General features: G+C 64.9%; 27 protein-coding genes and 1 pseudogene. 9 read left to right on the top strand and 19 right to left on the bottom strand.

Annotation, left to right across the window (positions count from 1 at the left end; all coding sequences use genetic code 11):
• The 4 genes and pseudogenes from D4Q51_RS15900 to D4Q51_RS03210 form a co-directional block, all read left to right on the top strand.
• Window positions 1-177 (top strand): annotated as a pseudogene (locus D4Q51_RS15900) (electron transfer flavoprotein subunit beta/FixA family protein); the annotation flags it as partial.
• A 115-nt stretch (window positions 178-292) separates the two neighbouring features.
• Window positions 293-1,210, top strand: coding sequence for an electron transfer flavoprotein subunit alpha/FixB family protein (locus D4Q51_RS03220; protein ID WP_120075405.1), 918 nt, complete (start codon window positions 293-295; stop codon window positions 1,208-1,210).
• Window positions 1,211-1,325: 115 nt separating this feature from the next.
• Window positions 1,326-1,856, top strand: coding sequence for a hypothetical protein (locus tag D4Q51_RS03215; protein ID WP_120076295.1), 531 nt, complete (start codon window positions 1,326-1,328; stop codon window positions 1,854-1,856).
• Between the two features lie 27 nt (window positions 1,857-1,883).
• The gene (locus tag D4Q51_RS03210) at window positions 1,884-2,264 is read left to right on the top strand and encodes a hypothetical protein (RefSeq protein WP_162925110.1); all 381 of its coding nucleotides are present in this window, start codon (window positions 1,884-1,886) and stop codon (window positions 2,262-2,264) included.
• On the opposite strand, the gene D4Q51_RS03205 is transcribed toward D4Q51_RS03210, so the two are convergent.
• The 6 genes from D4Q51_RS03205 to D4Q51_RS03180 form a co-directional block, all read right to left on the bottom strand.
• A complete protein-coding gene (locus tag D4Q51_RS03205) occupies window positions 2,265-3,473 on the bottom strand; it encodes a DUF445 domain-containing protein (RefSeq protein ID WP_120076293.1) in 1,209 nt (402 codons plus the stop codon).
• A 55-nt stretch (window positions 3,474-3,528) separates the two neighbouring features.
• Window positions 3,529-6,954, bottom strand: a complete 3,426-nt coding sequence (locus D4Q51_RS03200) for an efflux RND transporter permease subunit (protein ID WP_120076292.1) — start codon at window positions 6,952-6,954, stop codon at window positions 3,529-3,531.
• 4 nt (window positions 6,955-6,958) lie between these two features.
• The gene (locus tag D4Q51_RS03195) at window positions 6,959-8,155 is read right to left on the bottom strand and encodes an efflux RND transporter periplasmic adaptor subunit (protein ID WP_120076323.1); all 1,197 of its coding nucleotides are present in this window, start codon (window positions 8,153-8,155) and stop codon (window positions 6,959-6,961) included.
• Between the two features lie 238 nt (window positions 8,156-8,393).
• A complete protein-coding gene (locus D4Q51_RS03190) occupies window positions 8,394-8,660 on the bottom strand; it encodes a GlsB/YeaQ/YmgE family stress response membrane protein (protein WP_120076291.1) in 267 nt (88 codons plus the stop codon).
• 137 nt (window positions 8,661-8,797) lie between these two features.
• Window positions 8,798-9,097, bottom strand: a complete 300-nt coding sequence (gene sciP, locus D4Q51_RS03185; RefSeq protein WP_120076290.1) for a CtrA inhibitor SciP — start codon at window positions 9,095-9,097, stop codon at window positions 8,798-8,800.
• The gene (locus D4Q51_RS03180) at window positions 9,094-9,432 is read right to left on the bottom strand and encodes a hypothetical protein (protein WP_120076289.1); all 339 of its coding nucleotides are present in this window, start codon (window positions 9,430-9,432) and stop codon (window positions 9,094-9,096) included. Before D4Q51_RS03180 ends, sciP begins: the two co-directional genes overlap by 4 nt.
• A 117-nt stretch (window positions 9,433-9,549) precedes the next feature.
• On the opposite strand from D4Q51_RS03180, the gene mnmA reads away from it, so the two are divergent.
• Window positions 9,550-10,716 carry a tRNA 2-thiouridine(34) synthase MnmA gene (gene mnmA / locus D4Q51_RS03175; RefSeq protein WP_120076322.1) on the top strand — a complete coding sequence of 389 codons (1,167 nt, stop codon included), beginning with the start codon at window positions 9,550-9,552 and terminating at the stop codon, window positions 10,714-10,716.
• Here the strand turns inward: mnmA and D4Q51_RS03170 are convergent.
• Entirely contained in the window at window positions 10,713-11,060 is a 348-nt protein-coding gene (locus tag D4Q51_RS03170; RefSeq protein ID WP_120076288.1) for a hypothetical protein, read from the bottom strand. The two genes, mnmA and D4Q51_RS03170, sit on opposite strands and share 4 nt — an antisense overlap.
• 107 nt (window positions 11,061-11,167) lie before the next feature.
• Here D4Q51_RS03170 and D4Q51_RS03165 point away from each other — a divergent pair, with 107 nt between their 5' ends.
• Window positions 11,168-12,259: a serine hydrolase domain-containing protein gene (locus tag D4Q51_RS03165; protein ID WP_240624537.1), complete on the top strand. Its 1,092-nt coding sequence runs from the start codon at window positions 11,168-11,170 to the stop codon at window positions 12,257-12,259.
• On the opposite strand, the gene D4Q51_RS03160 is transcribed toward D4Q51_RS03165, so the two are convergent.
• The 3 genes from D4Q51_RS03160 to pdxH are packed head-to-tail and all read right to left on the bottom strand — an operon-like array spanning window position 12,244 to window position 14,587.
• Entirely contained in the window at window positions 12,244-13,050 is an 807-nt protein-coding gene (locus D4Q51_RS03160; protein ID WP_120076286.1) for a PhzF family phenazine biosynthesis protein, read from the bottom strand. The two genes, D4Q51_RS03165 and D4Q51_RS03160, sit on opposite strands and share 16 nt — an antisense overlap.
• Window positions 13,047-13,982, bottom strand: coding sequence for a cation diffusion facilitator family transporter (locus D4Q51_RS03155; RefSeq protein ID WP_120076285.1), 936 nt, complete (start codon window positions 13,980-13,982; stop codon window positions 13,047-13,049). Before D4Q51_RS03155 ends, D4Q51_RS03160 begins: the two co-directional genes overlap by 4 nt.
• A complete protein-coding gene (gene pdxH, locus D4Q51_RS03150; RefSeq protein ID WP_120076284.1) occupies window positions 13,979-14,587 on the bottom strand; it encodes a pyridoxamine 5'-phosphate oxidase in 609 nt (202 codons plus the stop codon). The genes D4Q51_RS03155 and pdxH overlap by 4 nt, the downstream gene beginning before the upstream one ends.
• An 81-nt stretch (window positions 14,588-14,668) precedes the next feature.
• On the opposite strand from pdxH, the gene D4Q51_RS03145 reads away from it, so the two are divergent.
• The 3 genes from D4Q51_RS03145 to fabI all read left to right on the top strand — a co-directional run bounded on the left by D4Q51_RS03145 (window position 14,669) and on the right by fabI (window position 17,516).
• Window positions 14,669-15,649, top strand: coding sequence for a DnaJ C-terminal domain-containing protein (locus D4Q51_RS03145; RefSeq protein WP_120076283.1), 981 nt, complete (start codon window positions 14,669-14,671; stop codon window positions 15,647-15,649).
• 62 nt (window positions 15,650-15,711) lie between these two features.
• The gene (locus D4Q51_RS03140) at window positions 15,712-16,716 is read left to right on the top strand and encodes a YihY/virulence factor BrkB family protein (protein ID WP_120076282.1); all 1,005 of its coding nucleotides are present in this window, start codon (window positions 15,712-15,714) and stop codon (window positions 16,714-16,716) included.
• Entirely contained in the window at window positions 16,713-17,516 is an 804-nt protein-coding gene (fabI, locus tag D4Q51_RS03135; RefSeq protein ID WP_120076281.1) for an enoyl-ACP reductase FabI, read from the top strand. The genes D4Q51_RS03140 and fabI overlap by 4 nt, the downstream gene beginning before the upstream one ends.
• Window positions 17,517-17,528: 12 nt before the next feature.
• Here fabI and D4Q51_RS03130 read toward each other — a convergent pair whose 3' ends face one another.
• The 9 genes from D4Q51_RS03130 to D4Q51_RS03090 form a co-directional block, all read right to left on the bottom strand.
• Window positions 17,529-18,200, bottom strand: coding sequence for a hypothetical protein (locus D4Q51_RS03130; RefSeq protein ID WP_205689428.1), 672 nt, complete (start codon window positions 18,198-18,200; stop codon window positions 17,529-17,531).
• Window positions 18,201-18,274: 74 nt separating this feature from the next.
• Complete coding sequence (locus D4Q51_RS03125) at window positions 18,275-18,805, bottom strand: demethoxyubiquinone hydroxylase family protein (RefSeq protein ID WP_120076280.1); 531 nt, start codon at window positions 18,803-18,805, stop codon at window positions 18,275-18,277.
• Window positions 18,802-19,257 carry a disulfide bond formation protein B gene (locus D4Q51_RS03120; RefSeq protein ID WP_120076279.1) on the bottom strand — a complete coding sequence of 152 codons (456 nt, stop codon included), beginning with the start codon at window positions 19,255-19,257 and terminating at the stop codon, window positions 18,802-18,804. Before D4Q51_RS03120 ends, D4Q51_RS03125 begins: the two co-directional genes overlap by 4 nt.
• Window positions 19,258-19,307: 50 nt before the next feature.
• Entirely contained in the window at window positions 19,308-20,663 is a 1,356-nt protein-coding gene (locus D4Q51_RS03115) for a S41 family peptidase (protein ID WP_120076278.1), read from the bottom strand.
• 101 nt (window positions 20,664-20,764) lie between these two features.
• Window positions 20,765-21,973: a murein hydrolase activator EnvC family protein gene (locus D4Q51_RS03110; RefSeq protein WP_240624536.1), complete on the bottom strand. Its 1,209-nt coding sequence runs from the start codon at window positions 21,971-21,973 to the stop codon at window positions 20,765-20,767.
• Window positions 21,974-21,979: 6 nt separating this feature from the next.
• Window positions 21,980-22,402, bottom strand: a complete 423-nt coding sequence (locus D4Q51_RS03105) for a 23S rRNA (pseudouridine(1915)-N(3))-methyltransferase RlmH (protein WP_120076277.1) — start codon at window positions 22,400-22,402, stop codon at window positions 21,980-21,982.
• A 293-nt stretch (window positions 22,403-22,695) separates the two neighbouring features.
• On the bottom strand, window positions 22,696-23,079 hold the full coding sequence (gene rsfS / locus D4Q51_RS03100; protein WP_120076320.1) for a ribosome silencing factor: 384 nt from the start codon (window positions 23,077-23,079) through the stop codon (window positions 22,696-22,698).
• A gap of 137 nt (window positions 23,080-23,216) precedes the next feature.
• Window positions 23,217-23,876 (bottom strand): nicotinate-nucleotide adenylyltransferase, encoded by a 660-nt coding sequence (locus tag D4Q51_RS03095; RefSeq protein WP_120076276.1) that lies wholly within the window; start codon window positions 23,874-23,876, stop codon window positions 23,217-23,219.
• A complete protein-coding gene (locus D4Q51_RS03090) occupies window positions 23,876-24,925 on the bottom strand; it encodes an aldo/keto reductase (protein WP_120076275.1) in 1,050 nt (349 codons plus the stop codon). Before D4Q51_RS03090 ends, D4Q51_RS03095 begins: the two co-directional genes overlap by 1 nt.
• Between the last annotated feature and the right edge of the window lie 16 nt (window positions 24,926-24,941).

The following is a 24,941-nucleotide window of genomic DNA, read 5'->3' as shown; positions in this document are numbered from 1 at the left end:
ATCATGAAGGCGAAGAAGAAGCCGCTGGATACCAAGACGCCTGCCGATTACGGCGTCGACGTGGCCCCGCGCCTCACCACCACCAACGTCTCCGAGCCGCCGGTCCGCCAGGCTGGCGAGATCGTTGAAGATGTGGACGCGCTGGTCGCGAAGCTCAAAGCGCTCGGAGTGGCGTAAGTCGCGCAGAGCGTCCTGAGCCTGTCGAAGGACTGCTTTTGTTTTTGAACGTCGCGCTGAGAGAAGGACAGCCCTTCGACAGGCTCAGGGCGAACGGAATGAGAGGTTAGATGAAATGACCGCACTCGTATTTGCTGAACCCCACGGCGACGCTGTCGCCGATGCCACCCTCGCCACCATCACCGCCGCTGCCGCGCTCGGCGGCCCGGTGCACGTGCTCACCACCGCCGCTGGCGATGCGCATGCTGCCATCGCCGGTGTCGAGAAGGTGCTGGTGGCGGACGATGCCGCCTATGCCAACGGTCTTGCCGAGAACCTCGCCCCGCTGATTGCCGGCCTCATGGACGGCTATGACGCCGTGCTGGCCCCTGCCACCACCACCGGCAAGAACGTGCTGCCCCGCGTTGCCGCGCTGCTCGACGTGATGCAGGTCAGCGACATCATCAGCGTGGAAGGCCCCAGGACCTTCACCCGCCCGATCTATGCCGGCAACGCCATCGCCACGGTCGAGTCGAGCGATCCCAAGCTGGTGATCACCGTTCGCACCACGGCCTTCGACAAGGCTGAGGCAGAAGGCGGCAGCGCCAGCGTGGAAGCCGCGAGCGGCCCCGGCGATGCGGGTATCTCGCAGTTCGTGAAGCTGGACGCGGTGAAGAGCGACCGTCCCGAGCTCACCAGCGCAGGCATCGTCGTATCGGGCGGCCGCGCGCTGAAGGACGGCGAGACGTTCGAGCAGTATATCACCCCGCTGGCAGACAAGCTGGGCGCCGCCATCGGCGCATCGCGCGCTGCGGTGGACGCAGGCTACGTGCCCAACGATTACCAGGTCGGCCAGACCGGCAAGATCGTGGCGCCCGAAGTCTACATCGCCATCGGCATCTCGGGCGCGATCCAGCACCTTGCCGGCATGAAAGACTCCAAGGTCATCGTCGCCATCAACAAGGACCCCGACGCCCCCATCTTCCAGGTGGCGGACATCGGCCTCGTGGCAGACCTGTTCAACGCCGTGCCGGAACTGACCGAGAAGCTGTAAACCGATCATACAGGCAATGTGATTGAAGCCTCCCTCCCATGCGGATATCATTTCGCGTGGGAGGGCTTCTTTTATGCGATTTCGAAACCTTGCGCTCGCCTGCGCCGCGACAGCAATGGCCACTCCCATACCTGCGCCGGCGCAAGACAGCAGCCCACGCGTATTCGAAGCATCCGGGCCCTGGACTGCGGACTTTGGCGAAGATTACTGTCGGCTGGTCCTCAGCCTGCGCAGCGACGCCGATGAAACAACCCTGGCTTTTGAGCGGATCCAGCCTGGCCCCGCGATGCGAGTGTTGATCATCGGTGACAGTATCAGAAGTTTCCGCGGTGCGGACACCATCGGTTATCATTTCGCGTCAAGCCGGGATCAGCGCCCGACCGAAAAATCGAGCGATTTCTCCTCCTCGCGTACTCCGGATGATCGGCGGCTGACAATCGTCAGCTTCATTTCAATCGAACCCGCACCTGAGATCACGCAGGTATTCCAGCGTCGCACGAATGCCGGCGATGAACCGACCTTCGCCCTGGGGTCTCCTGCGGGAGAAGCTGGACAATCGCCTGGCTATGATCCGGAAGTTGAGCGGGAGCGTGCGGCGGCCATCGATCACCTCGTATTCGACCGGGGACTGCAACGGGCAGTATAATTCAACACCGGGCCGATGAATGATGTGATGGCGGTCCTGCAGACTTGCACCGATGACCTGCTTGGCAGCTGGGGCGTCGATGCAGAACGACATACAACGCTCCGGCATTGTCCAATCCCCCTTGCAGGGCCTCTGATCAGGCCCACCACCGTGCCGTTCGACCAGCTTGCCGGACTTGCAGGCGGCTACAATCAGGTCCGCGTGATGGTGAATGACACAGGCGAGGCAACGTCATGCCATATCCATTTCCCCACGCTGGACGGGGAGTTGAACGCTCAGATTTGCGAACAGGTGCTGGAAAACGCGCGTTTCGATCCTGCACGCGATGCCGAGGGAAGGACTCTGGGCAGCTATTGGCTGGTTCCAGTCGCGGCACTGCTGGGCGACTGGAGCAGACAGAGCGACTGACTAGAGGACTTCCGTCAGCAGGTGGATAGTTACCCCCACCAGGCCGCCCACCAGCGTGCCATTGATGCGGATGAATTGCAGGTCGCGGCCCACGGCACGTTCTATGCGCATGGTGATGGTGCTGGCGTCCCAGCTCTTCACCGTGGTGGAAACGAGGCTGACGATTTGTTCGCCGTAGCGATTGACCACGCCCACCAGGGTGCGCCGGGCAAAGCGGTTCACCTGCAATTGCAACCTCGGATCGCCCTGCAAGGTCTTGCCCAGTTCCGCCAGCGAGTGGCTGACTTCGCCGCTCATGCCCTTTTCCGGATCGCGGATATTGTCGATCAGCGAGCGGCGCAGGCGTTCCCACACGCCCATCCACCAGTCGGCGACGGTGGGATTGTTGAGAAGGTCGACCTTCATCCGCTCCACCTTGGCGCGGGTCTCCGGATCGTGCTGCAAGTCATGCGCCAGCTTCTCCAGTCCTTCCTGCACCTTGCCGCGCAGAGGATGGTTGGGATCGACGAGGATTTCGGCCAGCAGCCGGTAAAGCCCGTCCAGTACGGAGTTGGCCAGCCGCCCGTCCAGCCCCGTCCAGCGGATGATCGAATTGGCGCGCTCCTGCACCATGTCGCGGACCATGTCCTCGTTGTCTTCCAAGGTGAGCCCGGCCCAGCGGATCATCGAATCCATCAACGGCTTGTGCCGCCCATCGGCGATCGCGGCTTCCAGCATCTTGCCCAGCAACGGCGCGACATCCAGCTTCTCCGCCTGCCGCGCGAGGCCCGCCTTCACCTGTAGCCCCAGGCGTTCGGGGTCGAGCGATTCGAGCAGCTCGACGAACAGGCCCGCCGCGCCCGCGCGCAGGCGCCCCTCGGTATCGTCGCCGCGCTTGACCAGGAAATCACCCGCAACTCTCGCCACGTTCATGTCGCGCATCCGGCGCGCCACCACGACCGGGGTGAGGAAATTGGAGCGCAGGAACTGCGCCATGGTGTCGGCGATCCGGTCCCTGTTTTCGGGGATGATCGCGGTGTGCGGGATGGGAATGCCCATCGGGTGCCGGAACAGCGCGGTCACGGCGAACCAGTCGGCCAGCCCGCCCACCATCGCGGCCTCGGCAAAGGCATGGACATAGCCCCAGGCCGGATGGACCGTCAGCATGTTGTGGGCGAGCAGGAATATCCCCGCCATCACCACGAGCAGCAGCGTGGCGGTGATCCGCATCCGGCGTGCGCGATCTGGCGGCAGGGGAGCGCCGCCCCGCATCGTCAGGCCGCCCTCACTCGGCAGGCTGAATCTCCCGGCCACCGGGACTCTCGTCGCCCGGCTTGTAGGTGAGCAGTCGGTCGCGCAGCCACGGGCCGAGCTTCTTCTCCAGCCCGTCCGCCAAGCTGAAGCCTGCGGGCACGATCAGCAGGGTGAGGAAGGTGGAAAGCGTGAGGCCCCCGATCACCACGATGCCCATCGGCTGGCGCCAGGCCCCGTCGCCCGACAGCGAGAGCGCGGTGGGCACCATGCCCGCCGTCATGGCAACGGTGGTCATCACGATGGGCTGCGCACGCTTGTGCCCTGCTTCCAGGATGGCGGCCAGCTTGGTCGCCCCTGCATCCATCTCCTCGATCGCGAAGTCGATCAGCAGGATCGAGTTCTTCGCCACGATGCCGAGCAGCATCAACATGCCGATGAACACCGGCAGCGATAACGGATAGGGCGCCCCGGTCGCCACGATGCCGGCGATATAGAGAGCGAGGAACCCGCCCAGTGGTGCCAGCGCAAGCGAGCTCATGTTCACCAGCGGCGAGACGACGCGGCGATAGAGCAGCACCAGCACCGAGAACACGAGCAGCAGGCCGGTTATCACGGCGGTGATGAAATTGTTGATCAGGTCGCCCTGCCATTCGTCCGCGCCGACGGGCGCGTTGGAGACGCCGGTTGGCAGGTTTTGCATGATGGGCAAGGCATCGATGGCGGTCCGCACGGTGCCGCGGGCCACACCCTGCGCAACGTCCACGCCCACGAATACGCGGCGGTTCTGGTTGTACCGCTGGATCGAGGTCGGCCCCATGCCGAGCGAGATATCGGCGACGCGGCTCAGCGGCACGGAACCGCCCGTCGCGGTGGGCACCGGCAGGTTCTCGATGGTGGAGAGGCTGCGCCGGTCATTCTCCGCCAGCCGAACGCGGATGGGGATCTGGCGATCCGACAGGGAGAACTTGGCCGCATTCTGGTCGATGTCGCCAAGCGTGGCGATGCGGATCGCCTGGCTGAGTGCACTGGTGCTGACGCCGAGGCTGGAGGCAAGGTCCTCGCGCGGTTCGATCAGCAGTTCGGGCCGCTGCAGGTCGTAGTCGATGCGCGGGGCGACCGCACCCTCGACCGTTTCCATCTGCTCCACCAGCGTCGCCGCAGTGTCGTACAGCAGTTCCGGATCGGAGCCAGAGAGCATGATCGAGATGGCACGGCCCGTGCCGCCTCCGCCGCCCTGGTTGTTCTGGAAGTTCACCCGCGCATCGGGGATGTTCTGCAAGATGGGCGTGAGTTCGCGCTCGAAATCGAGGCTCGAGCGCTCGCGGTCGTCGCGCAGCACGAGGCTGATGTTGCCCGACCCTTCGCGGGCAATGCCGAGCGCCAGCGCCACTTCCTGTTCTTCGCTCAGGCGGGAGGAAATCTCGTCTACGACAGCCTCGGTCTGCTCCAGCGTGGTGCCGGGCACCATGGAGATCGAGACGCGCGAGAAATCGCTGTCGCCATCGGGGAAGAACTGCTGCGGGATGCTGGAGGCGACGATCACGGTGAGGATCAGCGCCAAGAACCCGATCAGCATCATCCATACGCGGTGGTCGAGGAAGCGGGCAGCAAGATAGCGCGCACGCGCCGTGAAATGAGTTCGCTCATAACCGATGACGAGCCCAAGAAGCATCCCAACTGTCAGCATGAGGGCGCCGCCAAGGAAATAGGCCAGCAGCGGGAGGAAAATCAATCCGGCCAATTTGGCCCAACCGAAGCCACCCATCAGACCCATCGCTGTCAGTAGCCCGGCGGGCGACATCAGGAACGCAAAGATAAGGAGACCGATTGCCAAAGCAGAAAGCTGGAAGGACCAGTGCGTTGGGACATGGCCAATACGCTCCCTCATCCTCGTCAGAGCAGTATTATCCAGCGACCAGCGCAGCACCTTCATGTAGGTGTCCATCGCGCGGCCCTCGCCGTGGTTGGCGTGGCCCTTTGCCTTCAGGAAATAGGCCGCCGCCATCGGCGTGATCATGCGCGCCACCGCCAGGCTTACCAGCACGGCGGCTACCACGGTGAGGCCGAAGTTCTTGAAGAACTCGCCCGAAATGCCCGGCATCAGCGCAACGGGCAGGAACACCGCCACGATACAGAAGGTGGTCGCCACCACCGGCAGGCCGATCTCGTCCGCCGCATCGATGGATGCCTGGTAGGCGCTCTTGCCCATGCGCATGTGGCGCACGATGTTCTCGATCTCCACGATGGCATCGTCGACAAGGACGCCTGCCACCAGTCCGAGTGCGAGCAATGACATGGTGTTCAGCGTGAAGCCGAGCATGTCGATGAACCAGAAGGTGGGAATGGCGGAAAGCGGGATGGCCAGCGCGGCGATGATCGTGGCGCGCCAGTCGCGCAGGAACAGGAACACGACGACCACGGCCAGCAGTGCGCCTTCCACCAGGAGAGCCATCGAGCTTTCGTATTCGCCGCGGGTATAGTCCACCTCGGTGAAGAGGCGGGTGAAGGTGATGCCGGGATTGGCATCCTCGATCTGCTGCAGCACCTCGACGGCGTCGTCATAAACGCTCACGTCGCTCGCGCCGCGGGCGCGGGTGATGGAGAAGGTGACGACCTGCTTGCCGTTCAACTTCGCCAGCGTGCGCACCTCGCCATAGGAATCGCGCACGGTGGCAATGTCCGACAGCTTGATCGAACGGCCGCCGCCAAGTGAAATCTGCGTTTGCGAGAGTTCGTAGGCATCTTCCGCGTTGCCCAGCACCCGCACCGACTGGCGCGATCCGGCGATTTCCGCCTGCCCGCCCGCAGCGTTCACGTTGAGCTGGCGCAGCGCGCTGTTCACCTGGCTGGCAGTAACGCCCAGCGACTGCATCCGGCCCGGATCGAGAATGACGAGGATTTCGCGGTCGACGCCGCCGCTGCGGTTGATTTCAGCCAGGCCCTCGACAGTCAGCAACTGCTTGGTGACAGTGTCGTCGATAAACCAGCTCAGCTGCTCCAGCGTCATGTCGTCCGCGGCCACGCCGAAGGAGACGATGGGCTGCGAACTGGTCTGCTGCTTGAACACGCGCGGTTCGAGGATGCCGTCGGGCAGCTCGCCACGGATGTTGTCGATCTCGCTCTTCACCTCGTTCGTCGCCTCGGCAATGTCGGTGCCGATGGCGAACTCGATGACGGTCTGCGAATTGCCCTCGCTGGCGGTGGAGCGGATGGTTTCCACGCCGTCCAGCGTCTGGACGGCCGATTCCACACGCTGGGTGATCTGATTCTCGACTTCCGGCGGGGCCGCGCCGGGCTGCGAGATCGAGATGATGACAACCGGGAACTCGATGTCCGGCTGGTTCTGCACTTCCATGTCCTGGAAAGCGAAGATGCCGGCCAGCATCAGGCCGATGAAAGCCAGGATGGGGACGATCGGGTTACGGATCGACCATGCAGAGATCTGCGAAAAATCCATGTCGTTATTCGGCCTGACCCTGGGTAACGGGTCGCACAGTCTCGCCCTCGGTCAGGAAGCCACCGGCGCGCAATACCACGCGCTCGTTCCCCTGCAGGCCCGATGCCACGACGATACCCTCGTCGCTGATCGAACCGACCTCGATCGGGCGACGCACCACGGTGTTGTCAGCATCGATTATATAGACGTAGCTGCCGCGATCGTCGGACAGTATCGCGCTTTCGGGCAGGCGCGGGGCCACTACGGTCTCGCTCGCCAGTTCGATGCTGGCGAAGCCACCGGGGCGCAGCGCCGGGTCGTAGTCCAGCGCGCAGCGAGCCGTGCCCTGCCGCGTCTGTTCGTCGACCACCGGGCTCTTCTGCCAGACGGTGCACTGGAACTGCTGTTCCGCCCCTACAGGAGTAACCGTTCCGATGGCGCCGACGGAAACCGAGTCCAGCTCGACCTCGCCGATGCGAGCGAGCAGTTCCATTTCACCACCGCGCGCGATGCTGAACAGGGTGCCCGATCCGGGGCTGACCACCTGGCCCGGTTCCACGTTGCGGGTCAGCACAAGGCCGGCAGCGGGGGCTACGATGTTGAGTTGGGCATTGCGCGCGCGGCGCTCTCCCAACTGGGCGCGGGCAACTTGCACGCGTGCCACTGCGGCATCGCGGGTGGCGGTAAGCCGGTCGATATCGGCCTGGCTGATGAAGCCGCGCTCCACCAGTTGCAGTGCGCGGTCGAGATTTGCCTGCGCCAGCTCGGCATCGGCCTGTGCCACTTCAATCTGCGCCGCCTGCGCGGATTCCTGCTGGCTCTGCACCGAACGGTCGATCACGGCCAGCACCTGCCCTGCACCGACCCAGTCGCCCGGCTCCACGTTGACGGAAACCACGCGACCACCTTCGCCCACCACGCCAACGGGCATTTCCCGGCGCGCGGCCAGCGTACCGGTGGCATTTATTGCACCTTGCACCGTGCCAGCGCCGGGCGCGAGCACCGTCACCGCAGGCGCAGTCGCGCTTTCGGGCGCGGCGAACGGCACTTCTTCCTCGCCGCCCGAGAGCATCAGCGCAGCGATCAGAGCCCCTGCAACCAGCACGGCGATCACGATCCACATCTTCTTGCGACGCTCGCGCGCGGCGTCGGGGCCGGATGCCTCGTCCAGCTCTACGCGATCTTCGGTGTCGCTCGTGTCGACTCGTGTTTCATAATTCATCGGCATCATGCCTCTTTAAGCGCGCGCCGGGTTCTACAACACCAGGGTCACCCGCGCGACCGGCCCCTTTGACCATGCCCGCGCGCCATAGCCCCTTAATGGTGCGGCGCGCAATGCGACCATCTGCCAAGACGCGATAGTCTCCGATGAAACGTGTGCTCCACACGCTTCAAAGGGGCGGAAAGCCTTGGCCTTCCACCCCTTTGGGCAATTTGTATCATTTTGTCGTGCGTATTCTTTAACGCACGCGGCCACGCTGGATCAAGTTGACGATGGCCAGCAGGACGATGGCGCCCACGATGGCGATGATCAGGCCGGTCAGCGAGAATTCCTGCACGCTGCCGCTCACGCCAAGCAGCGGGCCAGCGATCAGGTTGCCGATGACGGAGCCGATGCAGCCGACAACGATGTTCCAGAAAATGCCCATCGAGGCATCGCGGTTCATCACCATGCTGGCGAGCCAACCGGCGATACCGCCGACGATTAGTGCAATAATCCAACCCATTACATACCTCCTTCGAGTTCCCCCAAGATCAGGGTTACGAAAGAGAAAACGCCGCCACAAGGACGACGTTCCGGGCCATCTTTGCGGCCAGGCGTGAAATCGCCCTTAAACGGGCATTTCACGCGCTTTCCTCTCGATCAGTACTTCAGCTGACGCTCGTAAAGATCGCGGTAGTGCTGGATACGGGTCACGCGCAGGCCCTGCATGCCGGAACGGTCGACCGCGCGCTGCCAGCCGGCGAATTCTTCCAGCGTGAGATTGTAGCGCTCCAGCACCTCGTCGATGGTCAACAGGCCACCGTTCACCGCAGCCACGACCTCGGCTTTGCGACGCACGACCCAGCGTTTCGTCTTGGGCGAGGGAAGGTCGTCGATGGTCAGCGGCTCTCCGAGGGGGCCGATGACTTGCGCCGGGCGGATTTTCTGGTTCTCGATCATGTATTTCCTCGGGTGGCCGATGTCTCGCGGGCAGCGCGTGTTCCATGTTCTGCCGCCTGGCCTTTGCCATTACCTAAATCATCAGGGTTAACATCCCGTTGGTCATGCTCGTCCCGGAAGCCGTCGTGCTGGGACGCGAGGTGGCGCGCGGAATGGGCATTGAAACTGGCGAGCACGGCCTCGTCGCTGTGCGCCAGTTCGGCGCGCAATTCGCGGGCGGCAGAGAGCCGTGCCGTCAGGTCGGCCCAGCTCAGCTCGCACAGGGTGCTCTCCACCGTCTCGTCAACGGCGGAAATGCGCGAGTCGGGCGCGGGGATGGGTTTGCCTTCGAACATGAGGCAAGGCTGTAGCCCGACAAGCGTCAAGAACCGGTAAAGCCGCCCTTTACCGAACGTTGAGACGTGACTGCGGGGTTTTGCCCGGACGCATGCTGGTGTATGGGCGCGGCCATCATGTCCCGCATTGCAGACCTCCCCGTCTCGGTTAATGCCGAGCAGCTTTTCGACCTGCCCCGCCCTGCGGCCGAGTGCCGCATCGTGGTGGCCATGTCGGGCGGCGTCGATTCCTCCGTCGTCGCGGCACTGGCCGCGCGCAGCGGTGCCGAAGTGGTGGGCATCACGCTCCAGCTCTACGACTACGGCGCTGCAACCGGGCGCAAGGGCGCCTGCTGCGCGGGCGACGATATCCGCGACGCGCAGATGGTGGCGGACCGGCTTGGCATCGCGCACTACGTGTTCGACCACGAGAGCAGCTTTCGCGAGGAAGTGGTCGAGACATTCGCCGACGAATACCTGGCGGGTCGCACGCCCATTCCCTGCATCCGCTGCAACATGGGACCCAAGTTCACGGATCTTCTGCGCATGGCGAAGGAACTCGGCGCGGATTGTCTCGCTACGGGCCATTACGTGCGCCGCGTACCGACGGAGCATGGGCCGGAACTGCACCGCGCGCTCGATCCGGCGCGAGACCAGTCATATTTCCTTTATGCGACGACAGAGGAGCAGCTCGATTTCCTGCGCTTCCCGCTGGGCGGCCTGCCCAAGAGCGAAGTGCGTGCGATTGCCGAGGAATTCGGCCTTGTCGTGGCGAACAAGCCCGACAGCCAGGACATCTGCTTCGTGCCTGATGGCGACTATGCCAAGATCGTGAAGAAAATGCGTCCCGAGGGCGGGCGCGCGGGCGACATCGTTCATGCCGAGACGGGCGACGTGCTGGGCCAGCATCCTGGCATCATCCACTACACCGTGGGCCAGCGCCGCGGGCTGGAAATCGGCGGCCAGCCGGAGCCGCTCTATGTCGTCGGACTCGATCCCGAAGCGGCGCAGGTGCTGGTGGGGCCGAAGCGGATGCTGGCGGTCAGCGCGGCGCAAGTGATCGAGACCAATCGGATCGGTCCCCTGCCCGACGTGCCGCTGATGGCCAAGGTCCGCTCGATGGCAAAGCCCGTGCCGATCACGCTGGAAGGTTCGCTTGGCGAAGGCGCGGAGGTGACGATCCGCTTCGGAGAGCCGGAATTCGGCGTCGCGCCGGGGCAGGCGGCGGTGATCTATGCCGGAAACCGGGTGGTCGGCGGCGGATGGATAGAGGGGACGGAAAAGGCCCCTTCGACGCTTTCCTAGCCGTCCCAGCGCTCCAGCACGCAGCCGTAGCCATCGCGGTAGGTCGCTGTGGTGCTTTCCACCAGCGGCACGCTTGCCGTCACGCTTTGCGCGGCCTCGTCCTCGCTTAGCCAGATCGCTGCCATGCCGGGCATCAGGTCGTCCTTGCACTGGCCCATTTCGCGCCCGCCAATGAAGCGGCACGAACAGGCCGTCTTCGCCGCGTAGCCGGTGCCAGCCTGCGCGTAACCATCTATGATATCGCCATAATACCAGGCCACCCCGCCGCCGATCAGCACCACGACGGCGAGCAGCTTGAGCCACGGGGTGCGGCGTTTGTCGCCAGCCTTATTTGCGGTTGCCATTTGCCGGATCCTGCAGGAAAGGGTGTGCGCCAATGACGCTTCGATCCTCCCCTAGCCGCCTGCCTGCCCGCTCGCCAAGTGCGTTGTCGAGCTTGCTGCCTAGCATTTTGGCAATCGCCTTGCTTTCCGCCTGTTCGCAGGACGGACCGCCTCCCGAACCGCCCGTGCCGGAAGAGGCGATGGCCGCCGTGGTCGACGATCCCGGCGTGCCGCGCGAACGCCTGGCCCGCGCCGTGGACGACCTGTTCACCGCAGAGGATATCGGAGAGACGCGCGCGTTGCTGGTGTTGCAGGGCGGAGAGATCGTGGCCGAGCGTTACGGCGAGGGCTACGACGCCGACATCCGCCACACCGGCTGGTCGATGTCGAAAAGCGTCACGGCCGTGCTGCTGGGGATGATGGTGGCCGACGGCCGCCTGCGGCTGGACGACCCGGCTCCCGTCCCCCACTGGCAACGGCCCGGAGACCCGCGCAGCGGCGTGACCCTGCGCCACCTCCTGCAGATGCGCTCCGGCCTGCGCCACACCGAAGGCGGCGATCCGCCCTACGAATCGTCCGAGGTGCGGATGCTGTTCCTCGACGGGCGCGACAACATGTCTGGCTGGGCCGAAGCGCAGCCGCTCGAGCATGAACCCGGCACCACCTTCCGGTATTCGACGGCAAGCTCGGTAATTCTCTCCGACATTGCCACCGATACCGTTGCCGAAGGCGAAAGCGCCGATGCCCGGCAGCGGGCGATGGCCGAATATGTCGACGCGCGGCTTGCCGTGCCGCTGGGCATGGATTCGCTGGTGGGCGAATACGATGCGCAAGGCACGCTGGTGGGTGGCAGTCATTTTTGGGCGACGGCCCGCGACTGGGCGAAGTTCGGCGAGTTCCTGCGCAATTACGGATCGGTGCGCGGTGCGCAGATCGTGCCGCGCGGGTGGATCGAATTCATGCGCCGCCCCAGCCCTGCGGCGCCCGATTACGGCGCGCAGCTGTGGCTCAACCAACCCTCCGGCGAAGAACGGGACGTTTTGTTTGGCGGCGCGCTGGGCGAGGATATCTTTGCCGCCGTGGGCCACCTTGGCCAGTATATCGTGGTCTCGCCGGAACGGCGGCTGACCGTCGTGCGCCTTGGTAAGACCGATGACGAGAACCGTGACCGGCTGGTCGAGGAACTCGAGGATATCGTGGCGCTCTACCCCTCCAGGTAAAAGCGGCCTTCCACCACCGTTACGCAGTCGCCGGACAGTACAGCGCGGTCGTCCTCCAGTCGGCAAACAGCATGGCCGCCGCGCCGGGATGCCTGGTAGGCGGTGAAGCTCTCGCGCCCCAGCCGCTCGGTCCAGAATGGGGTCAGCACGGCGTGGGCGGAGCCGGTGAAGATGTCCTCGTCCACGCCGCCGCCGGGCACGAAATTGCGGCTGATGACGTCGGTTTCCCGCCCCGGCGCGGTGCAGATGAACTGCTCGTCGCCCAACTTCGCAAGACCGCGCAGGTCGGGTTCGAGCGCGCGGATCGCGGCGCCGTCCTCGAACAGGAACACGATGTAACCATCCGGGTTGCGCCAGACCTCCTTGGGCTCGGCCCCAAGCAGGGCTACGGCCTCGGGATACTCGCCTTCCTGCGTTGGAATGGCGGGCAGCGCCAGCTCGTAGCCCGCATCGGCACGGCGCACTTCGAGTATACCGGCCTTGCGGGTAGAGAAGGTGACGGCATCGCGGCCCTCGTTCTCTCCCAGCAGCACGTGGCCCGAGGCCAGAGTGGCGTGGCCGCACAGCGCAACCTCCACCGTGGGCGTGAACCAGCGCAGGGCATAGTCAGCGTCGCCTTCGGGCGTCTCGATCAGGAAGGCGGTCTCGGCGAACATGTTCTCGTCCGCGATGGCGCGCATGGTGTCGTCATCCGGCCACTTGTCGACCATCACCACCGCCGCCTGGTTGCCTGTAAAGGGCTTCGCGGCAAAGGCATCGACGTGCCAGTAGGGGATCGACTTGCGGGTCATGGGGTATCCTTCAATTGCTCGAACTCGTTGGTTTCCACGAGCGGGTTGTCCGGCTCGTCCACGTGACCGAGCGGATCGATGTGGATCAGCAGTTCCAGGCCGGGGAAGCGGGCGCACAGGTCTTCCTCCACCCGCTCGATGATGACGTGTGCCTGCTCCACCGTCATCGTGCCGGGCAGGTCGACGTGAAACTGTGCGAAGTCATGGCTGCCGCTGGTGCGGGTGCGCAGGTCGTGCAGGTTGGTCAGTTCCGGGTGGACAGCGGCCGCTTCCACGAAGGCGCGGCGTTTCTCTTCCGGCCATTCGCGGTCCATCAGGTGGTCGATCGCCTCGGTCGCGGCCTGCCACGCGTTCCAGAGCAGCCAGCCGGCGATGGCGAGGCCGAACAGCGGGTCTGCCTTGGCAAAGCCGACATACTGATCGAGCACGAGCGCGGCGATCACGGCGAGGTTCAGGAAAAGGTCCGACTGGTAGTGGACGCTGTCGGTCTTGATCGCCAGCGAACCGGTGCGCCGCACGACGTGGCGCTGCCACGCGATCAGCGCGAAGGTGGCGAGAATGGCGATTACCGACACGATAATCCCCTGCTCCGCCGCCTGCGTCTCGCCGCCTTCCACAAGGTGCAGCACGGCGCGGAAGGCGATTGCGCTGGCAGACAAGACGATCAGGATGATCTGGAACATGGCCGCCAGCGATTCCGCCTTGCCGTGGCCGAAGCGGTGCTCCTCGTCCGCCGGTTGGGCCGCCACCCACACGCCCACCAGCGTCGCCATGCTGGCCACGAAATCGAGCGCCGTATCGGCGAGGCTGCCGAGCATGGCCGTGGAACTGGTCTGCCAGACTGCCCAGGTCTTGATAGCGGCGAGAAACAGCGCCGTGACCATGGATGCCATGGCCGCGCTGCGGGTGAGGGAGGCGCGGGTATCGCTCATGGATAGAGCAGCGTGCTGGACCATCCACCCTTTCCATCGCTCGTGAACCGGCGGCGTTCGTGCAGGCGGTTGGGCCGGTCGAGCCAGAACTCGATGGCTTTCGGGGAAAGGCGGAAGCCGGTCCAGTGCGGCGGGCGCGGCACCTCGCCTGCGTCCTCGTATGCGGAACGAAGTTCGTTCACCCGCGCATCGTAGGTGGCGCGCTTGTCCAGCGGGCGCGACTGGTCGCTGGCAGCGGAGCCGACCTGGCTGACGAAGGGGCGCGAGTGGAAGTACGCATTGGCCTCGTCCTCGCTAACTTCGGTCAACGGCCCTTCGATGCGGATCTGGCGGCGCAGACTCTTCCAGTGAAACAGCAGCGCGGCCTGCGGATTGGCAAGGATTTCCCCGCCCTTGCGGCTCTGCGCATTGGTGTAGAACACGAAACCGCGTTCGTCATGACCCTTCAGCAGCACCATGCGCACCGAGGGCGCGGCATCGGGCGTCGCCGTTGCCAGCGCCATGGCATTGGGATCATTCGGCTCGCTCGCCTGTGCCTCGGCGAACCATTCATCGAACAGCGCGAAGGGATCGGTGACGGGAATTGCATCTACTGTGTCGCTCATGAGAAGGACGATTAATCCCGCTTTGGGCCGTATGAAAGGCCCTGCTTGCCAAATATCATTGCCTTACCTAGCTAACACACCATGGCTGATCCCTATTCCACCCTCGGCGTGAGCCGTTCCGCGAGCGAGCAGGACATCAAGTCCGCCTATCGCAAGCTCGCCAAGGAACTGCATCCGGACCGCAACAAGGACAATCCGCAAGCCGCGGAAAAGTTCGGCAAGGTCACGCAGGCGTATGACCTGCTGTCCGACAAGGACAAGCGCGCCCAGTTCGACCGGGGCGAAATCGACGCGGACGGCAACCCCACCAGCCCTTTCGGCATGGGTGGCGGCTTCGGCGGCGCGCGGCCCGGCGGCAGCGGCAGCTATTCCTCGCGCGATTTCCAGGGCTTCGGCGGTGCGGAAGACCTTGATCTCGGCGATCTTTTCGAAGGGCTGTTCGGTCGCGGTAACCAGCGCAGTTCTGCGCGCGGTGCCGGAATGGGCGGCGGCATGGGTGGCGGCCCGCAGGGCTTCCGTCGTCCGCCCCCTCCCCCGCCGCAGAAGGGGGCCGATATCCGCTACAAGCTGGCCGTGCCGTTCGTGGATGCAGCCACGCGCGCCAAGCAGCGCATCACGCTGGCCGACGGCAAGACCATTGACCTCTCGCTGCCCGCAGGCGTGGAGGACGGCACCACGATGCGGCTGAAGGGCAAGGGTCATAAGGGCCCCGGCGGCAACGGTGACGGCATCGTCGTGGTCGACATCCAGCCGCACCCCTTCTTCTACCGCGAAGGCGACGATGTGCGCGTGGAGCTGCCGATCACGCTGGACGAGGCCGTGAACGGAGCCAAGGTCAAGGTGCCTACCGTGGATGGCCCTGTCATGCTGACGATCGGCGCCGGTTCCAGCTCCGGCAAGGTTCTGCGCATGAAGGGCAAGGGCTTCAGCAAGAAGAGCGGCACCCGCGGCGACCAGCTGGTGACGCTGGAAATCCAGCTGCCCGAGGACGCGACCGAGCTCGCCAAGACGCTGGACGGCTGGAAGGATACCGGCAATCCGCGCGAGCACATGGGCCTTTGATTTCAGAGACTTGTCATCGCGCTGCTCGACAGCATGGCTGGCGGTGCTAGAAGCGGCAGGTAATGGAGCAATCCACAGCCCACGAGGTCGATGCCGACGACGCCCTGCCTGCGGATGTCTCGCCAGAGGCGCGGCGGCGCACGGTGCTGGCAGGTGGGCATTCCACGTCCTTCCGCGGCCGCTTCGGCATCAGCACCCGCGCAATCGAAGTGATCCGCCGCGTGGTGGTGGGCTGTTTCAACGACGGCACCATCCACGCAGGCAACCTTGCCTATATGTCGCTGCTGGCGATCTTTCCCTTCTTCATCACTGCCGCCGCAATCCTTTCGGCCATCGGCAGCGAGGGTGAACGGCTGGCCACCATTGCCGCGATCGTCTCCGCCCTGCCCCCTACTGTCGCCGAGGTGATCGAGCCGGTGGCCCGCACCGTGATGGAAGCGCGCACCGGCTGGCTGCTGTGGATCGGCGCTCTCTTTGGACTCTGGACGACGGGCAGCCTGATCGAGACCATTCGCGATATCCTGCGCCGTTCCTACGGCACGCGCGCCACCAAGGCCTTCTGGAAATACCGCATCAGTTCGGTCGGCATCATCGTGGCCGCCGTGCTCATGCTGATCCTCTCGCTGGTCGCGCAAGTGACTATCTCCGCCGCGCAGAACGTGATCCAGGAGAATTTCCCGCAATTCGCCCATGCGCTCGGAAACCTCTCCTACTCGCGCATAGTCACCGCCGTCGGCCTGTTCTTCTCGATCTGGATGCTGTTCATCGCGCTGACGCCGCACGAATATCGACACCGCCGCTATCGCAAGTGGCCGGGCGCCCTGCTTGTCACCGGCTGGTGGACGATGGTCGCGCTCGCTTTCCCGCCGGTCCTGCGGCTCATCTTCGCCTATGACCTGACCTACGGATCGCTGGCCGGGGTGATGATCACGCTTTTCTTTTTCTGGCTGGTGGGCTTAGGGATTGTGGCAGGCGCCGAACTGAACGCCGCGCTAGCCGAAACGCCCGAGGAGGAGGAGGATCGGCTGGCGCAAGAGGCAGACACAATGGAGGACACTGCCCGATGACTGGATTGATGGCAGGCAAGAAGGGCCTGATCATGGGCCTCGCGAACGACAAGTCGCTGGCCTGGGGCATTGCGAAGAAGCTGCACGAGCAAGGTGCAGACATGGCCTTCTCCTATCAGGGAGAAGCCTTGAAGAAGCGCGTCGGCCCGCTGGCAGAGCAGGTGGGCAGCGACTTCCTGATCGAGTGCGACGTTTCCGATATGGACGCGATGGACACCGCCTTTGCCGAGATCGAGGCGAAGTGGGGCAAGCTGGATTTCCTCGTCCACGCCATCGGCTTTTCCGACAAGAGCGAGTTGCGCGGCAAATATGTCGACACCAGTCTCGACAATTTCCTGATGACGATGAACATCTCGGCCTATTCGCTGGTCGCCGCTGCGAAGCGCGCCGCGCCGCTGATGTCCGAGGGCGGCTCCATCGTCACCCTGACCTACTACGGCGCGGAGAAGGTCGTGCCGCACTACAACGTGATGGGCGTTGCCAAGGCCGCGCTGGAAACCAGCGTGCAATATCTCGCGAACGACCTTGGCCCGGATAACATCCGGGTAAACGCCATCAGCGCCGGACCCATCAAGACGCTGGCAGCCAGCGGCATCGGCGATTTCCGCTACATCCTCAAATGGAACGAGCTGAATTCGCCCCTGCGGCGCAATGTCACGATCGAGGACGTGGGCGGCGCAGGCCTGTATTTCTGTTCGGACCTGTCATCGGGCGTGACGGGCGAAACCCATCACGTCGATGCGGGCTACCACGTCGTGGGCATGAAGCAGGAAGACGCGCCGGATATCGCGCTCACCTGAGGTCGCCCCGGCTTAATTCGGCAATTCTGCTGGTGGCGCTGCGTCAAGCGGCACCTGTTCCTCGTCATCGTCGAAGCTGGGCGGCGGCACGTCGCGCGGCGGCACGCGATCGGGGTCGACAACGGTCGCGGGAGGGGCGGACGGGTCCACTTCCTCGCCGGGGATCGGTTGCGACTGCGCCTCGCGGCGGCGCTGGAATTCGGCTTCCTCCAGTTCCTCGACGCGGGCCTGCGTCGCTTCGGCATCGGCATCGATGGCGGCCAGGCGTTCGGCGCGTTCTTCGGCGATCAGTTCGGCAAAGCGGACGTCGCTGGAATTGGCGCGCTCTTCGTAGGCTGCCTCGATCATTTCCATCGTGCAGCCCAGGTCGCCGCCCGCACCCACCGGGGTGCAGCTTAGCGGACCGAAGTCACCCACGGCTTCCAGTGCCAGTGCGCGCTGGGTCCAGCTTTCGTTCTGAGGCGAACTGCTGGTGCGAAGGTTCGGCGGAATGCGATAGCGCTCGCTTTCATCAAGACGGGCGCAGACGGTGATCATGTCGTCGGTCGATTGCGGGCATTCATCGTCGCCGTAGATGATGACCGTGTTCACGCGATCTCCGGCATCGTCCTGCGCAGCGGCTGGCGTCGTGGCCAATGCCGCGGCGATGGCGGAGGCGGCAGTCAGGGCTAGGAGGCGTGTCATGATCGATCCTTCGGCTTTGCGTTCGTTTCCATATGGCACCTTACCTGTTGAACGCATGATGAAGTTGGTTTGTGTCAAATTTTCTCGGAAATTCTGATCGCCGCCCGGCACCCCAGCCGGATTGCGGCGGACAGCAGCGGATAGGCTGGAGCATTTTCCGCGCCGGCATCAAGGGCGGCATCGCGGTGCTCGCGCTCATCCTCGCGGAAGCGGTGAATCATGTCGGCGAGTTCGGGATCATCGCCGTCCGCCTCAAGCTCGTCGAGCTGCTGCGAATAGTGCTTGTCGATCTCGGTTTCGACCGCGGCGGTGCAGGCCATGGCCGCTTCGGGCCCGATCAGGGCCGTACCCGCGCCCAGCGCATAGCCGGCAAGGTTCCAGAACGGCTGCAATGCCGTGGGGCGCACGCCGCGCTTTGCCATCAGCGCGTCGAACTCGGCGCGGTGGCCCGCTTCCTGCTCCGCCATGCCGCGAATTTCCGCAGAGTGCGGCCCGCGATCGCCCATGACCGCCAGTTGCCCCGCATAGATGCGGGTGGCGCCGAATTCGCCCGCCTGGTCCACGCGGATCATTTCGGAACGGTCTTTCCTGAAAGCGTCGGTCATTGCGTTCTCTCCTTGGCGAGCAACAGCATGCATATGGCGATGGCGCTGCCGATGGAAAGGAGGGCATTGAAGCCCGCCAGCGAAATGCCCATCAGCGTCCATGCCGGCTCGTCACACCGTACGAATTCCAGCGAAAAGGGATCGGTGGAGGTGCAGCCCAGGGGGCTTTCCCACCAGCCGTATTCGACGCCTGCATGAAAAACACCGATCGCACCGGAAACCGCGATGGCGAGCGCGGCAAGGCCGATCCATGCGCGCTTCGGCGGGGACACGTAGGAAACGAAAGCCAGCGCCACGGCCACGAAGTGCGGATAACGCTGCCACCAGCACATCTCGCACGGAAACAGGCCGAAGCCGTATTCCGAGATGTAAGCTCCGGCGAGTAGGATGGCAGGGATGCCGAGCGCCAGTCGCTGGGCAAGCCTGTCGGAAGGGGAAAGCGGTGTGCTCATCCTTCGTTCCCTAATCGCTCATCCGGGACTTGTCGAAGCCCAGTTGCTATTCAGCGGCGCGATCCGTTCTCGCCGCGGACGGCCACGTTCACGCCGCTCGTCCGGCGCAGGGTGCGCACGGCATAGTCGAGCTGGAAGTCATCCACGCCCTGCTCTTCGAGTTCGGCAGCGGTGAGCTGGAAGCGCGGATCGTCGAGGCGGTCGCGCTCCAGGTTCTCGTCCTCAACGCCGATTTCGCCCACGAGATGCCCGCGAAGGTCGCTTTCGCGCAGCGCCATGCGCTGGCGACGCTCTGCATCGGGATCGGAAAGCTGAGGCACGCGGATATCGGGCTCGATCCCGCCTTCCTGCACGCTGCGACCTGCAGGCGTGTAATACCGCGCCGTGGTCAGCTTCAGTGCCGAATCACGGCTGAGCGGCAGCAGCGTCTGCACGCTGCCCTTGCCGAAGCTGCGCTCGCCCATCACCAGCGCGCGGCGGTGATCCTGCAGCGCGCCTGCCACGATCTCGCTGGCCGAGGCGGAGCCTTCGTCGATCAGCACGATGATGGGCAGGCCCTCGGCCACGTCGCCGCGATAGACGGTTTCAGCATCGTAGTAGATCGTCTCACGCCGCGAACGACCGCGCTGCGACACGATCTGCCCGTCAGTGAGGAACAGGTCGGACAGTGCCACGGCCTCGTCCAGCGAACCGCCGGGATTACGGCGCAGGTCCAGCACCAGCCCGCCGAGGCGGCCAGTGGCCTGCTCCTGTAATTCGCGCAGACCGCGGCGCACGTCGGCACCGACGTCTGCGGAGAATTCGTTCACGCTGATGTGGCCGATATTGCCGTCCATCAATTCCCAGGTCACCGGCTCCAGCTCGATAACGCCGCGCGTTACCTGCACTTCGAAACTGTCCTCGCGACCGGGACGGAAAATCGTTACCTCGATGTCGGTGCCCGCAGGCCCGCGCATCTGCGCCACGGCATCGTTCAGCTCCATGCCGTAGATGAGTTCGCCGTTGATGTGGGTGATGTAGTCACCGGCCTTGATCCCTGCGGCATCGGCAGGGCTGCCACGGAACGGCGAGATCACCTTCACCGCGCCGTCCTCCATCTGCACCGAAATGCCAAGGCCCTGGTAGTTGCCGTCGATCATCGTGGTCAGGCGTTCCAGCGCCGTGCCGTCGAGATAGGCCGAATGCGGGTCGAGGGCGGCGAGCATCCCGTCGATAGCCCCGCGGATCAGCACCTCGTCGTCCACCGGCTCCACGTAGCTCGCCTTGATCCGCTGATAGGTAGCGAACAGCTTGGCGAATTCGGGCGAGGCGCGGCCTTCCACCTGCGCGATGGCGGCAGTGGTGGCGGGCACGAGCGCAACGGCCGTGCAAAGGGCGGCAGCGCGGATGGCGGGTGCGAATTTCATATACGTATCGTCCTCGGCAAGGAGGGAGTCCCAGTTGCCCGTTTATCGCATGGCGCGTCTTAACGCCAGATGAGGGTGCAATGCGGTCCCGGTAGAGACATTCAGCGAATATTGGCGATCGGGTTCACCGCTTCACCGTCGCGGCGCAGTTCCAGCGTCACGCTGGGATCGGTCGGCGCTGCAATGCCAAGGGGGGAGCCTGCCCGCACACTCTCGCCAACGTCCACGTCGCTGCGGGCCAAGCCTGTTACCAGGCTGGTCCAGCCGCCACCGTGCTCGATAATCACGATGCTGCCATAGCCGCGATAGGGACCGGCAAAGGCAATGCGACCTGCAGCAGGCGCCACCACCTGCGCCCCGCCGATCGGTGCCAGCGTCAGCCCGCGGCTGAGGCCCGATGCCTGCGGCGCACCGAAGCCGATCACGGTACGGCCAGAAACCGGGAGCATGTACGGCCGGGGCGCGCCCTGCGCCTGTGCTTGCGATGGCGTGGGAGAAGGCGGGCTGACCCGCTGCGCTGCGCCGGGCTGCGAAGGGCGCAGGCGCGGCCCCGGCAGCGCGGCTAGGCGCTGCCGCAGATCGGCTGCCCGGTCGAGTTCGCTCACCAGGCTGTCGAGATCGCGCGCTTCCTCGGCCAGCGCCAGAACGCGGTCCACCTCCCGGCTCGCCGCCCCCCCGGCGGCGCGGGCGGCGAGGCGCTCGCGCGTCTCGATCTCGGCCAGCTCCTCACGCCGCTGGGCCAGCGCGGTTTCCTCCGCCTCCAGCACCTGCGCGGCGGCCAAAGCTTCCCGCCGCAGTTCGCGGGCGCGGTTGAGGCGGTTGCGCAGATCGCGGGTGCCCGCTTGCACCTGTGGCACCGTGTCGTGCAGCATGGCCCGCAGGTACACCACGTCCTTCACGGAACCGGGTCGCATCACCGAGAGCACGAGCGGGCGGCGGGAGAACTGCTGGAGCGCGGCAGTAAGTTCGACCACCGGCTGCTGCTCGCGGCCCAGTTCCTCGCGCAGGACGGCCTGTTCGCGGTCGATCATGGCAATGCGGGCCCGGGCAGCGGCAATCCCGGCCTCCGCCTGCTGCACGCGGGCGGCGAGCGCAGCGGCTTCGCGAGCGGCGCGCTCGGCGGCGTCCTGTGCCTCTTCCGCTTCTTCCTCAAACCGCTGGCTGCGCGCCTCGGCGTTCTCGCGCTCTGCCAGCGCTTCGGCGAGGGCGGCGCGCATGTCCTCCGGGCTCTGGCTGACGGGCGCGCGTTGAGCGAATGCCGCCGCAGCGCAGAAGGCTATCGAGCCGATGAGGAGGATGGCGCGGTGCATCGCGCTCTATCCTGCCCGATGATAGGGATGGCCTGCAAGAATGGAGGTGGCGCGGAACAGTTGCTCCGCCAGCATGGCGCGGGCCAGCAGGTGCGGCCAGGTGGCCTTGCCGAAGGATATCAGCAGGTCCGCCTCGTCGCGCTCCTGCTTAGAGTGTCCGTCCGCCGCGCCGATCACGAAGCGGCATTCGCGCATCCCGTCGTCGCGCCAGCGTTCGAGAACGCGCGCGAATTCCTCGGAGCCGAGGTTCTTGCCGCGTTCGTCCAGGAGGACCGTCTTGAACGGTGTCTGCGGATCGGGAATGCGTCCGCCGGTTTCGGGCAGTTCGGTGAATTTCAGCGGCCACTGGATGCGCTTGGCATAGCGCTCCACCAGTTCCTCTTCGGGAGAGCGGGCGATTTTGCCGCGGGCGATGATGTGAAGAAGAATGGTTGCGGCTCCTGCCTGATACCCTGGATTGGCTTTCCGCGATTAGTTTGTTTTCCGCAAGCGCCTCCGCGCTTGCGTCCTCGGTGCTGTTCGCTCCGCTTCGCTGCGCGGCACCTGCGGGCGGCCGTTCGGCCTTGCGATCCGCTGGTCGCGGACCGAGCCAGAGAGATTGGCCGATCTCTGCGCGGGACACGGTTGCGCAGCAACCGCAAGCGCGAACGCGCGCCTGAGCCTATGCGGAGAAAGCCAAGCAGCGCGGACGCGCTGCGCCCGGCGCTTGAGGGCTTAACAAATCAGGCGCTGCCCATCTGCCGCGTCTGCCCGTCCTCGCCGAAGCCCCACATCCTCTCCAGGTTGTAGAAGCTGCGCACTTCGGGGCGGAACAGGTGGACGACGACGTCGCCCGCATCGATCAGCACCCAGTCGGCAGCGGGAAGACCCTCAATGCGCGGGCTCTGCTCGCCCGACTGCTTGAGCTTCTCGGCCAGCTTCATCGCCATGGCGGCGACCTGCCGGGTCGAGCGGCCCGAGGCGACGACCATGTGATCGGCGATCGAGCTTTTGCCTTCGAGCGGGATGGAGACGATGTCCTGCGCCTGGTCGTCATCGAGCTGTTCGAGGATCAGTGCGTGGAGCGTGCCGGGTTCGGCGTGAATGGTTGTTTCTAGATCAGGCATGGAAAGGATGGTTGCAGTTGCGCGGCGGTTGCCCGTGTCGGCGGAACGCAGCGGCGTTCCTGTGTTGGCTTGGCTCATCGCGAAAGGTCATGCTCCGTATATGGGGTGAAGGACAAAAGCGTAAAGGGCTGCACGCCTCACGCGTCCGCCCCCTTGTGACTTTCATGGATGAGGGAATGCGTCACTTCGTCCCTTGGCGGCGGACCGGCGTGGTCTTCCGCCCAGTGAGGATCCGCCCGGCGTATCTGTGTGGCCGAACGCGGATCGGGATCGAAACGCAGCTCTATCAGCGCGGGTGCGCTCCATTCGCCCCGGTTGCGTAGTCCGGCTGCGGATAACCGGTAATCGCGCAGCCAGGCTCTTGCGGGGCTCGCAAGAGCAGCATCGTCATACCCCGGACGCGCGATCACGGCAATGGGCATTTCCCGCGCGATCTGCCGCCAATTCCGCCAATTGTGAAACTGCGCGAGGTTGTCGCTGCCCATCAGCCACACGAAACGGCGGCGCGGATAGCGACGCTTGAGCGCGCGCAGGGTGTCGACGGTATAGCGGGTGCCCAGTTCGCGTTCGATGGCTGTCACCTTGATCGGGGCGCGCCTGCTGGCGGCCTTGGCAGAACGGACACGGGCGGCGAGCGGGGCCATTCCCTTCCTGGGTTTGAGCGGGTTGCCAGGAGAGACCATCCACCACACCTCGTCCAGGCCCAGCGCGGCCATGGCGAACAGGGTGATCCGGCGATGGCCCGCGTGGGCCGGATTGAAGCTGCCACCCAGCAGCCCGGTAACGGGGCCTCTCATCAGTCCGGCTTGCGTCGGGGGGAAATGCGGAAGCCGTGTCGCCGGTCCTGCGACTTGATCGCCCATGCCGGGTATTCGTCCTCACGCGCGCCGATCTCGCTCAGCGTGGCCAGCTCTTCCAACGAAAGCTCCACGTCGGTCGCGGCAAGGTTTTGTGCCAATTGCTCCTCCCGCTTGGCCCCTACGATAACCGAAGAGGTTACGGGCTGATGGAGCAGCCAGGCAAGCGCGATGGCAGGCACCGTGACGCCGTGCCGCTCGGCCATGGGGCGCATGGCCTCCACCGCCCTTGCAGCCAGATGCTTGTCCGCCCTCGGAAAATCCAGCTTGGCTCGGCGGCCCTCGCCGCTGATGTCGCCGTCCTCGAACTGGTACTTGCCGGAAAGGAGGCCGCCCAGCAGCGGGCTCCAGACCATCAGGCCCAGTCCTTCCGACAGCATCATCGGCACCAGCTCGCGTTCGAGTTCGCGCCCCGTCACCGCATAGAGCGCCTGGTTGGAGACGAACTTGTCCCATCCGCGCCGTTCGGCAATGCCCAGCGCCTTGGCGATCTGCCAGGCGGCCCAGTTGGACACGCCGATATATCGCGCGCGTCCCGAACGCACAATGTCCTCCATCGCGCGCAGGCCTTCTTCCATTGGCGCGTTCGGATCCCAGCCGTGAATCTGGTAAAGATCGACGTGATCGAGGCCGAGCCGGTCGAGGCTGGCATCGATCTGGTTCAGCAGGTGATAGCGCGAATTGCCGCTGTCGTTCGGCCCCTCGCCCATCGGGCCCATGCCCTTGGTGGCGATCACTACCTGATCTCGCGCCACGCCCGTATCGCGCAGCGCCTGGCCGAGGTATTCCTCGCTCTGGCCCGCCGAATAGAGATTTGCCGTGTCCATGAAATTGACGCCAGAATCGAGCGCCTGCTTCACCAGCGTGGTGGAGCCCTCTTGGTCGAGGTCGTGCTGAAATATGCCGGAAGGGGCAGTGCCGAACGTCATCGTGCCAAGGCACAGTTCGGAAACGACGAGGCCGGAATTGCCGAGCCTGTTGTAGCGCATGCCTGCCCCTCCCCTC

The organism is Aurantiacibacter odishensis (assembly GCF_003605195.1).
GTDB classification, from domain to species: domain Bacteria; phylum Pseudomonadota; class Alphaproteobacteria; order Sphingomonadales; family Sphingomonadaceae; genus Alteraurantiacibacter; species Alteraurantiacibacter odishensis.
Note: the sequence above shows the minus strand (reverse complement) of the source record. Positions and strands in the feature narration are given on the sequence as shown.

What these genes read in the sequence shown, in the direction of transcription:
- sciP (WP_120076290.1), bottom strand. Translation starts at nt 9,097, where the DNA reads ATGATCGAGAACCAGAAAATCCGCCCGGCGCAAGTCATCGGCCCCCTC.
- D4Q51_RS03205 (WP_120076293.1), bottom strand. Translation starts at nt 3,473, where the DNA reads ATGCGGATCACCGCCACGCTGCTGCTCGTGGTGATGGCGGGGATATTC.
- D4Q51_RS03210 (WP_162925110.1), top strand. Translation starts at nt 1,884, where the DNA reads ATGGCGGTCCTGCAGACTTGCACCGATGACCTGCTTGGCAGCTGGGGC.
- D4Q51_RS03115 (WP_120076278.1), bottom strand. Translation starts at nt 20,663, where the DNA reads ATGAAATTCGCACCCGCCATCCGCGCTGCCGCCCTTTGCACGGCCGTT.
- D4Q51_RS03190 (WP_120076291.1), bottom strand. Translation starts at nt 8,660, where the DNA reads ATGGGTTGGATTATTGCACTAATCGTCGGCGGTATCGCCGGTTGGCTC.
- D4Q51_RS03215 (WP_120076295.1), top strand. Translation starts at nt 1,326, where the DNA reads ATGGCCACTCCCATACCTGCGCCGGCGCAAGACAGCAGCCCACGCGTA.
- D4Q51_RS03110 (WP_240624536.1), bottom strand. Translation starts at nt 21,973, where the DNA reads ATGCACCGCGCCATCCTCCTCATCGGCTCGATAGCCTTCTGCGCTGCG.
- mnmA (WP_120076322.1), top strand. Translation starts at nt 9,550, where the DNA reads ATGTCCCGCATTGCAGACCTCCCCGTCTCGGTTAATGCCGAGCAGCTT.
- D4Q51_RS03145 (WP_120076283.1), top strand. Translation starts at nt 14,669, where the DNA reads ATGGCTGATCCCTATTCCACCCTCGGCGTGAGCCGTTCCGCGAGCGAG.
- D4Q51_RS03125 (WP_120076280.1), bottom strand. Translation starts at nt 18,805, where the DNA reads ATGACCGACGCTTTCAGGAAAGACCGTTCCGAAATGATCCGCGTGGAC.
- D4Q51_RS03090 (WP_120076275.1), bottom strand. Translation starts at nt 24,925, where the DNA reads ATGCGCTACAACAGGCTCGGCAATTCCGGCCTCGTCGTTTCCGAACTG.
- D4Q51_RS03195 (WP_120076323.1), bottom strand. Translation starts at nt 8,155, where the DNA reads ATGAATTATGAAACACGAGTCGACACGAGCGACACCGAAGATCGCGTA.
- D4Q51_RS03170 (WP_120076288.1), bottom strand. Translation starts at nt 11,060, where the DNA reads ATGGCAACCGCAAATAAGGCTGGCGACAAACGCCGCACCCCGTGGCTC.
- fabI (WP_120076281.1), top strand. Translation starts at nt 16,713, where the DNA reads ATGACTGGATTGATGGCAGGCAAGAAGGGCCTGATCATGGGCCTCGCG.
- D4Q51_RS03160 (WP_120076286.1), bottom strand. Translation starts at nt 13,050, where the DNA reads ATGACCCGCAAGTCGATCCCCTACTGGCACGTCGATGCCTTTGCCGCG.
- D4Q51_RS03130 (WP_205689428.1), bottom strand. Translation starts at nt 18,200, where the DNA reads ATGACACGCCTCCTAGCCCTGACTGCCGCCTCCGCCATCGCCGCGGCA.
- D4Q51_RS03155 (WP_120076285.1), bottom strand. Translation starts at nt 13,982, where the DNA reads ATGAGCGATACCCGCGCCTCCCTCACCCGCAGCGCGGCCATGGCATCC.
- D4Q51_RS03220 (WP_120075405.1), top strand. Translation starts at nt 293, where the DNA reads ATGACCGCACTCGTATTTGCTGAACCCCACGGCGACGCTGTCGCCGAT.
- rsfS (WP_120076320.1), bottom strand. Translation starts at nt 23,079, where the DNA reads ATGCCTGATCTAGAAACAACCATTCACGCCGAACCCGGCACGCTCCAC.
- D4Q51_RS03180 (WP_120076289.1), bottom strand. Translation starts at nt 9,432, where the DNA reads ATGTTCGAAGGCAAACCCATCCCCGCGCCCGACTCGCGCATTTCCGCC.
- D4Q51_RS03200 (WP_120076292.1), bottom strand. Translation starts at nt 6,954, where the DNA reads ATGGATTTTTCGCAGATCTCTGCATGGTCGATCCGTAACCCGATCGTC.
- D4Q51_RS03120 (WP_120076279.1), bottom strand. Translation starts at nt 19,257, where the DNA reads ATGAGCACACCGCTTTCCCCTTCCGACAGGCTTGCCCAGCGACTGGCG.
- D4Q51_RS03095 (WP_120076276.1), bottom strand. Translation starts at nt 23,876, where the DNA reads ATGAGAGGCCCCGTTACCGGGCTGCTGGGTGGCAGCTTCAATCCGGCC.
- D4Q51_RS03140 (WP_120076282.1), top strand. Translation starts at nt 15,712, where the DNA reads ATGGAGCAATCCACAGCCCACGAGGTCGATGCCGACGACGCCCTGCCT.
- pdxH (WP_120076284.1), bottom strand. Translation starts at nt 14,587, where the DNA reads ATGAGCGACACAGTAGATGCAATTCCCGTCACCGATCCCTTCGCGCTG.